The organism is Nocardioides abyssi (assembly GCF_030412915.1).
Classification (GTDB): Bacteria; Actinomycetota; Actinomycetes; order Propionibacteriales; family Nocardioidaceae; genus Nocardioides; species Nocardioides abyssi.
The window spans coordinates 1-276 of the sequence record NZ_JAUHJR010000182.1 but is presented as its reverse complement, the minus strand read 5'-3'; the positions used below and the strand labels follow the sequence as shown (position 1 = coordinate 276).

1 protein-coding gene is annotated in these 276 nt (G+C 68.5%); it reads left to right on the top strand.

What is annotated here, in order from left to right; all coding sequences use genetic code 11:
* On the top strand, nucleotides 1-276 hold a 276-nt coding region (locus QWY29_RS20415; protein ID WP_300963053.1), incomplete at both ends, for a TlpA disulfide reductase family protein.

The following is a 276-nucleotide window of genomic DNA, read 5'->3' as shown; positions in this document are numbered from 1 at the left end:
GAGGTGGGCGACCGCGAGGGCCCCATCGAGCTCTCCGGCGAGACCGTCGACGGCGACACCTACGACCTCGCCGACCAGCGCGGCAAGGTCGTGGTGGTCAACGTGTGGTGGAGCGGGTGCGGGCCGTGCATCAAGGAGATGCCGATGCTCACCGAGGCCGACGCCGAGACCGGTGACGACGTCGCCTTCGTGGGCATCAACATCCGTGACAACTCCGCCGCCGACGCGCAGGTCTTCGAGGACCGCCTAGGTGTCGACTACCCCTCGATCTACGCC